Origin of the sequence: uncultured Campylobacter sp. (assembly GCF_938018035.1) — a bacterium.
Taxonomy (GTDB): Bacteria; Campylobacterota; Campylobacteria; order Campylobacterales; family Campylobacteraceae; genus Campylobacter_B.
Genome location: NZ_CALIJF010000365.1, coordinates 1 through 7,314 on the forward strand (window position 1 = coordinate 1; position 7,314 = coordinate 7,314).

Annotated in this window: 10 protein-coding genes; 5 read left to right on the forward strand and 5 right to left on the reverse strand. The window is 44.0% G+C overall.

What is annotated here, in order from left to right; all coding sequences use genetic code 11:
* From Q0257_RS10915 to glmM, 5 genes are all read right to left on the reverse strand, one after another.
* On the reverse strand, nucleotides 1-236 hold a 236-nt coding region (locus tag Q0257_RS10915), incomplete at its 3' end, for a Na+/H+ antiporter NhaA (protein WP_298024783.1).
* 65 nt (nucleotides 237-301) lie between these two features.
* Nucleotides 302-742 carry a CopD family protein gene (locus Q0257_RS10920; RefSeq protein ID WP_177386933.1) on the reverse strand — a complete coding sequence of 147 codons (441 nt, stop codon included), beginning with the start codon at nucleotides 740-742 and terminating at the stop codon, nucleotides 302-304.
* A gap of 9 nt (nucleotides 743-751) precedes the next feature.
* The gene (locus Q0257_RS10925) at nucleotides 752-1,144 is read right to left on the reverse strand and encodes an SHOCT domain-containing protein (RefSeq protein ID WP_298024785.1); all 393 of its coding nucleotides are present in this window, start codon (nucleotides 1,142-1,144) and stop codon (nucleotides 752-754) included.
* Complete coding sequence (gene lspA, locus Q0257_RS10930; protein WP_298024787.1) at nucleotides 1,131-1,592, reverse strand: signal peptidase II; 462 nt, start codon at nucleotides 1,590-1,592, stop codon at nucleotides 1,131-1,133. Before lspA ends, Q0257_RS10925 begins: the two co-directional genes overlap by 14 nt.
* A 98-nt stretch (nucleotides 1,593-1,690) precedes the next feature.
* The gene (gene glmM, locus Q0257_RS10935; RefSeq protein WP_298024789.1) at nucleotides 1,691-3,031 is read right to left on the reverse strand and encodes a phosphoglucosamine mutase; all 1,341 of its coding nucleotides are present in this window, start codon (nucleotides 3,029-3,031) and stop codon (nucleotides 1,691-1,693) included.
* Nucleotides 3,032-3,123: 92 nt separating this feature from the next.
* Here glmM and Q0257_RS10940 point away from each other — a divergent pair, with 92 nt between their 5' ends.
* From Q0257_RS10940 to Q0257_RS10960, 5 genes are all read left to right on the forward strand, one after another.
* On the forward strand, nucleotides 3,124-3,858 hold the full coding sequence (locus Q0257_RS10940) for a cold shock domain-containing protein (RefSeq protein ID WP_298024791.1): 735 nt from the start codon (nucleotides 3,124-3,126) through the stop codon (nucleotides 3,856-3,858).
* A gap of 94 nt (nucleotides 3,859-3,952) precedes the next feature.
* A complete protein-coding gene (rpsT, locus tag Q0257_RS10945) occupies nucleotides 3,953-4,225 on the forward strand; it encodes a 30S ribosomal protein S20 (RefSeq protein WP_291938896.1) in 273 nt (90 codons plus the stop codon).
* Nucleotides 4,226-4,249: 24 nt separating this feature from the next.
* Nucleotides 4,250-5,317, forward strand: a complete 1,068-nt coding sequence (gene prfA, locus Q0257_RS10950; RefSeq protein ID WP_297882595.1) for a peptide chain release factor 1 — start codon at nucleotides 4,250-4,252, stop codon at nucleotides 5,315-5,317.
* 409 nt (nucleotides 5,318-5,726) lie between these two features.
* On the forward strand, nucleotides 5,727-6,083 hold the full coding sequence (locus tag Q0257_RS10955; RefSeq protein WP_298024792.1) for a hypothetical protein: 357 nt from the start codon (nucleotides 5,727-5,729) through the stop codon (nucleotides 6,081-6,083).
* A 162-nt stretch (nucleotides 6,084-6,245) separates the two neighbouring features.
* A complete protein-coding gene (locus Q0257_RS10960) occupies nucleotides 6,246-7,091 on the forward strand; it encodes a universal stress protein (protein ID WP_298024794.1) in 846 nt (281 codons plus the stop codon).
* Nucleotides 7,092-7,314: the final 223 nt, after the last annotated feature.

Below are 7,314 nucleotides of genomic sequence, written 5' to 3' on the forward strand. Positions count from 1 at the left end.
TCAAGTCCGATAGCGAAGAAAAATACCGCCATGAGCACATCATTTACCAAAAAATGCATCGATTCGTCAAGTTTCGCAGAACCCACACCTATGGTAAAACTCAAATGCAAAAACGCTTCGTAATATTTCGATAAAAATTCTACGTTTTGAGCTACGATCGCAAAAACCGCGGATAGAAGTAATATAACGCCGGCGCTACTTTCGCTTGATAAAATTTTCTTAATGATATGTTGCACATGCTTCCTTTAAAAATTTTGCCTTAATTTTATGCAAATTTTAATTAAATTTTTATCAAAACGGGCTAGTTGCTCGGTAAATTCGGCATTATTAGCATCGCATAAAGTATTATAAACATTATGATCGTAGGGCCTTCGTTGATCGCACGGAAGTATTTTCCGCTCCTGTGGCACTCATTTTTTTCAAATTTATACATATAATAATACAGCCACAAATGATAACAGATTAGCAAAACTCCGGCTAGTAATTTTATATGAAAATATCCCATTTTCATAAGCCCCGGATTTAAAATGATAAGCATCACGCCGCTAAAAACCGTCACCGCCATTGCTATCCAGCCGATCGCGTGATAGAGCATCCGCTCCATCTTTTTAACGACCTTTACAAAATCCGGTTTGTCTAAATTTTCAGCGTGATATACATACAAGCGCGGCATGTAAAACAGCATCGCCATCCATGAAATAAAGCCCGCAAAATGGACAAATTTAAACCAATAGTAACTCATTTTTTCTCCTTAATCTCTCATTAAAATTTCTTTTCGCGCTTCGAATTCCTCTTTAGAAATCGCGCCTTTTTGATACAGCTCAAAGAGCGCATCGACTTTTTTTATACGTCCTTCGTAGTCGTCCTCCTCCGTCTCGCTTGCAAAAGCATTTAAATCTTCTATCCAAATTCCTACGAAAAATATATCTAGCAAAATCCAAATTCCCCAAATCGCCCAAAACAAAAAGCCCACTAAAAACCATAGTGTAAAACTTCCCAGCCAAAATAGCGCGATTTGAGCAAATCCGCTGATAAATTTGCCGCAATAAATTCTATGCAGTCCGCCGCCGATCGGCATAGCTGCGATCCACGAAAACGCACCTAAAAACCAAAGCGCGTAAGCGATATAATTATTTCTCTTCATTTTTTTCCTTTTTTGCGGCGCGTAAGCCCTGAAAAATAAAAATCACGACGGCTAGATCTATCATCACATCGGCGAAATTAAACACCGCAAACTCAAACCACTTATGCCACGCGACGTAATCGACCACGCCGCCGCGAATAAAGCGATCAAGTAAATTTGAGCAACCTCCCGCGAGCATCAGCGCAAACGGCATCCAATGCTCGCAAAAGAGCTTTTTATGACAAAATACATACGCCGCAAGTACCGAGATCAGCGCGATCTGGATAAATTTTAAATTTTCGCCCAAAAACGCAAACATCGAAAACGCAACGCCGCGGTTAAGCGTAAGCTCTAGCGAAAAAAATTCTCCTTGCCACGAAAAGCCGTTTAAAAACAGAAGTTTGATCGCTTGATCGATTGCAAAAATCACCGCGAAAAGCAGGATAAATTTAATACAGGTCTTAGCCATCTCGCAGCCTAAATTTAAATATGTAAAGCCTGCATTTTTTATCCGCGCCTTTTGTACCGAGCCATGAGCTTGTCGCGCCGTAAAATTTCACCGCAACGCTACTCATTTAGGGCTTTGGTAAAAAATTTCTCGACCTCGTCCATTCGCTTTTGCAGCAGTTTTTCGTTTTTGCCCTCGATTAAGAGGCGGATAACGTTTTCGGTGCCGGAGTAGCGAAAGAGCGAGCGGATTTTGTCCGCTTTAAGGCTTGTTTCAAGCTCCTTTAGCCCTTTTAATTTTTCAAGCGGTTTTTTATCCGCAATCTTTAAATTCCGTAAAATTTGAGGATACGGCTTAAGCATCGATGAGAGTTCGCTCGCTTTTTTGTGCATATCTAGCATGCAAGCGGCGAATTGCAGCGCGCTTGCGATGCCGTCGCCCGTTTTGGCGTAATCGCCGAAGATCACGTGCCCGCTCTGCTCGCCGCCAAAATTTGCACCAAGTTCGTGCATCGTCTCAAGTACAAATTTATCGCCTACATTGCAGCGATGAAGCGCGATGTCGTGTTTAGCTAAAAAATCCTCCAGCGCAGAATTACTCATCACTGTGGCTACCATTTTATTGCCTGCTAAGCGATTTTTTCCTTTCAAATAGACTGCTAAAATTCCAAGTAGCGCGTCGCCGTGGATGATCTCGCCGTTTTCATCCACGACTACGAGCCTATCGGCATCCCCGTCGAAAGCAAAGCCGACGTCGGCGCGCAGGCGCCTTACCTCTCCGGCTAGACCTTGCGGGCTTAGCGCACCGCAAGCATCGTTGATGTTTTTTCCGTTAGGTTCGTCGCCGATGACGATCGTTTCGGCTCCCAGCTCGTTAAATACCGTAGGCGCGACCCTGTAGCTTGCTCCGTTTGCGCAATCAAGCACGACGCGAAGCCCGTGCAGCGTCTTTTGCTTCGGGAAGGAATTTTTAATATGCACGATATATCTGCCGATGACGTCGTCCACGCGCTTTGCGGCGCCGATTTGCATCATTTTGGTGCGCGCTTCGGCGATGAGCTCGTCGTTAAAATAAATTTTTTCGATCTGCGCTTCCTCTTTTTCGTCGAGTTTGAAGCCTTCGCTGTTGAAAAATTTAATACCGTTGTCGTAGTATGGATTGTGGCTCGCGCTTATCATGATGCCCGCGTCGCAGCGCATGTCCTCCGTAAGAAAGGCAATCGCAGGAGTAGGCATCGGTCCGATCTGGCGGACGTTGTAGCCCACCGAGGTAAGGCCTGCTACGATCGCTGTTTCTATCATATAGCCGCTTCTGCGGGTATCTTTGCCGACTAAGATCATATTCGTAACGGAATTTTTCCTAAAATAAATTCCAGCTGCCATTGCTACGCGCATTGCAAGCTCGGCGGTCAAAAATTCTCCCGCTTTGCCTCGTACGCCGTCCGTTCCGAAAAGTTTCATTATCAAATCCTCAATTCAAATAAATTTTTCTTATTCTAGCAAAAATTTTGTATAATTATCATTTATCAAACAAATTTTTAAGGAGCCAGTGCTTGAGAGGAATCATCAAAACGCATCTCGATCAAAAACAATACGGTTTTATAAAAGGCGATGACGGCAAGGATTACTTTTTTCGTTATTCGTCGTTTGATGATACGGATAAAAGTAAAATATGTGAAAAACTTCTGGTAGATTTTGATCCAAAAGCAACGCCAAAAGGATACGTAGCCATAAAGATACAGGTGGTAGGTAAAGGAGCTGTAGGTTATACATCACCTGATAAATTTCTCTGTAGTGTAACGGATAAATTTAGAGATTTTGAAATTCTTGAATTTTCGAAATGGATGGTAATGGGTAGCTCTAGGAATCCTAACGAAGCGAAAGAAGATATGATTAATCGAGCTAAAATGATTGGAGCAAACGCACTTGTAAAAGTAGAATACTTTCGATCCACGGGGGAAGAAACGAGCGACAGCGGAAGAGGAACACATTATTTTACCATACATAGTTGTAGAGCAATAGCGGTAAATATAGGTAAGAGAGTCGTTAATGGCAGTATAATTGACGATTTTATTTGTATTGATAAAAGAGCCGCTTATTTAAAAAGTAAACTTGTTGCAAAAACAAGAAGAGCTAAATTGTATAGGCTGATATTTTGGATAGTCATATTGTGTGTATCTTTAGGTTTATACGTTTCGAATAGAGTAATATTTGCAGTTATCCTTATCGTCATAGCGTATATATTTAGTCATGCTACGAATTACGATTGGTGGCTAGTAGAAATTTGAGAGCAAACAAGTTTTAAATACCGCTTAAATTAAGCGTCGATTAAATATTTTTTACGTATAATCGCAGGTTCAAATTTAACCGAAAAGGAACGTTATGGCAAATCACAAATCCGCCGAAAAACGCGCGAGACAAACCATAAAAAGAACGGAGCGAAATAGATTTTATCGCACCAGAGTAAAAAATATCACAAAAGCCGTAAGAGAGGCGGTCGAGAGCAAGGATCTAGACGCAGCGACTCAGGCTCTAAAAACGGCTAATGAAAGCTTTCACAGCTTCGTAAGCAGGGGCTTTTTGAAAAAACAGACCGCGAGCAGAAAAGTAAGCCGCCTAGCCAAACTCGTAAATTCTTTAAAAACCGCCGCGTAAGCGCTCCTTACGCATAAAATTTAAATGCTAGCCGATAAACTAAAGCCTTTTTTGGATCGCTACGACGAGCTTTCGCGCATGCTTAGCGATCCCGCAGTTACCGCAGATATCGCTAATATGACGGCGCTATCTAAGGAGCAGCGCAATATCGAGCCGATCAAAGAGGCGGCTAGCGAGTATCTTAAAATTTTAAATCAGATCGAAGAGAACAAAGCTCTGCTAAGCGATGCCGATCTCGGCGAGCTAGCCAAAGAGGAGCTTAAAAGCTTAGAGATGCAAAAGCCGCAGCTCGAAGAAAAAATCAAAATTTTACTGCTTCCGAAAGACCCTAACGACGATAAGAATATCTTTCTTGAGATTCGCGCCGGTACGGGCGGCGACGAAGCGGCGCTGTTTGCGGGAGATCTGCTCGGCGCGTATCTGCGCTATGCCGATCTTCGCGGTTATAAATGCGAGATCGTAAGCACTAGCGAAGGCAGCGTCGGCGGTTATAAAGAAGCGATCTTGCTCGTAAAGGGCGCGGGAGCGTATTCGCGGCTGAAATTTGAAGGCGGCACCCACCGCGTGCAGCGCGTCCCCGAAACGGAGAGCCAGGGCAGGGTGCATACCTCTGCAATCACCGTCGCCGTCATGCCCGAGATCGAGGATAGCGAGATACAGATCAATCCAAATGACCTTCGCATCGACGTTATGCGTAGCTCCGGACACGGTGGACAGTCCGTAAATACCACCGACAGCGCCGTCCGCATCACTCACATCCCGACCGGCTTAGTCGTCACCAACCAAGACGGCAAGGACCAGCACAAAAACAAAGAGGCGGCGATGAAGGTGCTAAAGGCGCGCCTTTACGATATGCAGGAGCAGGAGCGCTTAGAAAAAGAGCGCAAAGATCGCAAGGATCAGGTAGGCACCGGCGACCGCTCGGGGCGAATTCGTACCTACAACTATCCGCAAAACCGCATCAGCGACCACCGCATAAATTTAACTCTCTACCGCCTCGACGCGATAATGGCAGGGGGCTTGTTCGACGAGATCATCGATCCGCTCATAGCGCACTCTCAAGCTGAAGCGATCGCAAATGCGGGCTATTAGCCTTTTAAAATTTTAATTTTAATCCTTATATTTTCAAAATTTTGCTGCGATTATGCTGAAAGGTTTACTTAAATTTAGCCGCGAGCATTCGGAGCAATGTATTTAATGGCTTTCGCCTCGGTAAATTCACTTAAATTTCGTCGAGGTCGCAGCCGTCGCTTGAAATCCGCCTTTTTAAATTTTATCGCTGCGCCGCAAGCGTTTTAAATTTCGCCGCTTTTTTTTAAATGCGCGTCTAAAACGCCGCTTTAAAATTTATGCAGACGCGAGCAGGTGAGGGCCGCCGCGATAAATTTTAAGTTAAATTTTATTTCTAGCCATTTTTTAATTCGTTTCTTATTTTTAATATATTAAAACCCCGCTACGTTTCATTTGCAAATTTGAAACGTATTTCTAAAAAGGAAAATCAATGAGTGAAAGAAATTTACAAATTTTAGGTTGGGCGGGCACATGCCTGTCGGTCATCATGTACGTATCCTATGTGCCGAACATAATGGCAAATTTAGACGGCAACAAAGTCCCGTTTCTCCAGCCGCTCGCAGCCGCGATAAACTGCACGATATGGGTCAGCTACGCTTTTAAAGTCCAAAAAGGACTATCCGCTCGCCGCGGCGAATTTTCCGGGGATCATCTTTGGGCTACTAACCGCAATAACGGCGCTTTAAACCGTGCTTTTAGCGGCTTGATAAATTCAAAATCGCCCGCGCCGTATCTTGCCTGCCGCGTCTGTACAGCGCGCCCGCCTGCCAGGCTGAGTCCGAGCTAACTTTGTCGCAAGCGCACCCGCACCTTACATATCCATTACGACGCGGCTTTAAATTTCACAAAATCGCCCGCGCCGCATTCAAATCCGCCGAATTTAAATAACTTTTATACAAAATTTGATAAGCTTATTTCGGTTAAAATTTTATCTTTAAAAGGACGAAAAATGAAAAAGGTCATCACTTGCGTCGATCAAAATGCGCTTGCCCCAGCGGTTAGAGATTACGGAATTTACGTCGCTAAAACCTTGGGTGCCGAGCTCGTGTTTATTCACGTGGTTGAAATCCCGGAGCTTGGCGAGAATTTTTATGGGCTAGCCGCAGGCGGGATCGTCCTAGGAGAGAATGATATCCTTGCAAATAGCTACGGAAGTCCCACATTAGGCGGCGTGGATGCGGAGAAAGACCACGAAGAAGCCGAAGCGATGCTGGATGAATATATCTGCGCCGCGACTGCTGCGGGCGTAAAGGCGAGTAAGATCATTAAAGATGGCGATTTCATCGATGTTATCGCTGAGTACAAGGACGAAGCTGAAATTTTTGTACTCGGTATCAAGGGCTCAAATAACGAGGACGTAGGCTTTAACGCAAGCGTGCTGATAAAGGAGCTTCACGTGCCGTCGCTGCTCGTGAATAAGGAATTTTCACCGATTAACTCCGTGCTCATCGCATTTGACGGCACTGACGCGGCGAAACGCACGCTTGAGTTTATAAAGAGCTCAAAGCTTCTTGCGAGCGCACATAAGCATGTCTTGCACATCAATGCGGGTGCCGCAGAGGGTGAGCGGATGCTGGATCTAGCGCGCGAAATTTTAGGCACTCAAAACGCCACTTTCAAATACATCCAAGCGGAAGTGCCCGCCGATGAGATCATCAAATATCGCCGCGCCAATAACCTCGATCTGATCGCTACCGGTGCCTTTACGAAGGGCTTTTTCAAAAAGCTCTTTTTAGGCAGCGTTTCCGAGGATATTTTGCACAATGCGCTTGTACCGGTGCTAGTGCTATCGTAATCGCAAGACCAAACGCCGATAAGCGCTAAATTCCGTCGCTTATGTTATTTTAAAGTGGCGGAATTTTAAAATTTTAAAATTTTAAATCCTTCGTTTTTCAAATTTATATACTTTTTAAAATTTATATAAATTTTGCTTAAGAATTCGTCAATAGATCTTATTAAATTCCGTTAAATTAGTAATTACATATAAAATTTTATGATTTAGTTTATTAAAAATTTTA

Excerpts from the sequence above, each read along its gene's own strand:
- rpsT (WP_291938896.1), top strand. The coding sequence starts at position 3,953 with ATGGCAAATCACAAATCCGCCGAAAAACGCGCGAGACAAACCATAAAA.
- Q0257_RS10920 (WP_177386933.1), bottom strand. The coding sequence starts at position 742 with ATGAGTTACTATTGGTTTAAATTTGTCCATTTTGCGGGCTTTATTTCA.
- Q0257_RS10955 (WP_298024792.1), top strand. The coding sequence starts at position 5,727 with ATGAGTGAAAGAAATTTACAAATTTTAGGTTGGGCGGGCACATGCCTG.
- prfA (WP_297882595.1), top strand. The coding sequence starts at position 4,250 with ATGCTAGCCGATAAACTAAAGCCTTTTTTGGATCGCTACGACGAGCTT.
- lspA (WP_298024787.1), bottom strand. The coding sequence starts at position 1,592 with ATGGCTAAGACCTGTATTAAATTTATCCTGCTTTTCGCGGTGATTTTT.
- Q0257_RS10960 (WP_298024794.1), top strand. The coding sequence starts at position 6,246 with ATGAAAAAGGTCATCACTTGCGTCGATCAAAATGCGCTTGCCCCAGCG.
- glmM (WP_298024789.1), bottom strand. The coding sequence starts at position 3,031 with ATGAAACTTTTCGGAACGGACGGCGTACGAGGCAAAGCGGGAGAATTT.
- Q0257_RS10925 (WP_298024785.1), bottom strand. The coding sequence starts at position 1,144 with ATGAAGAGAAATAATTATATCGCTTACGCGCTTTGGTTTTTAGGTGCG.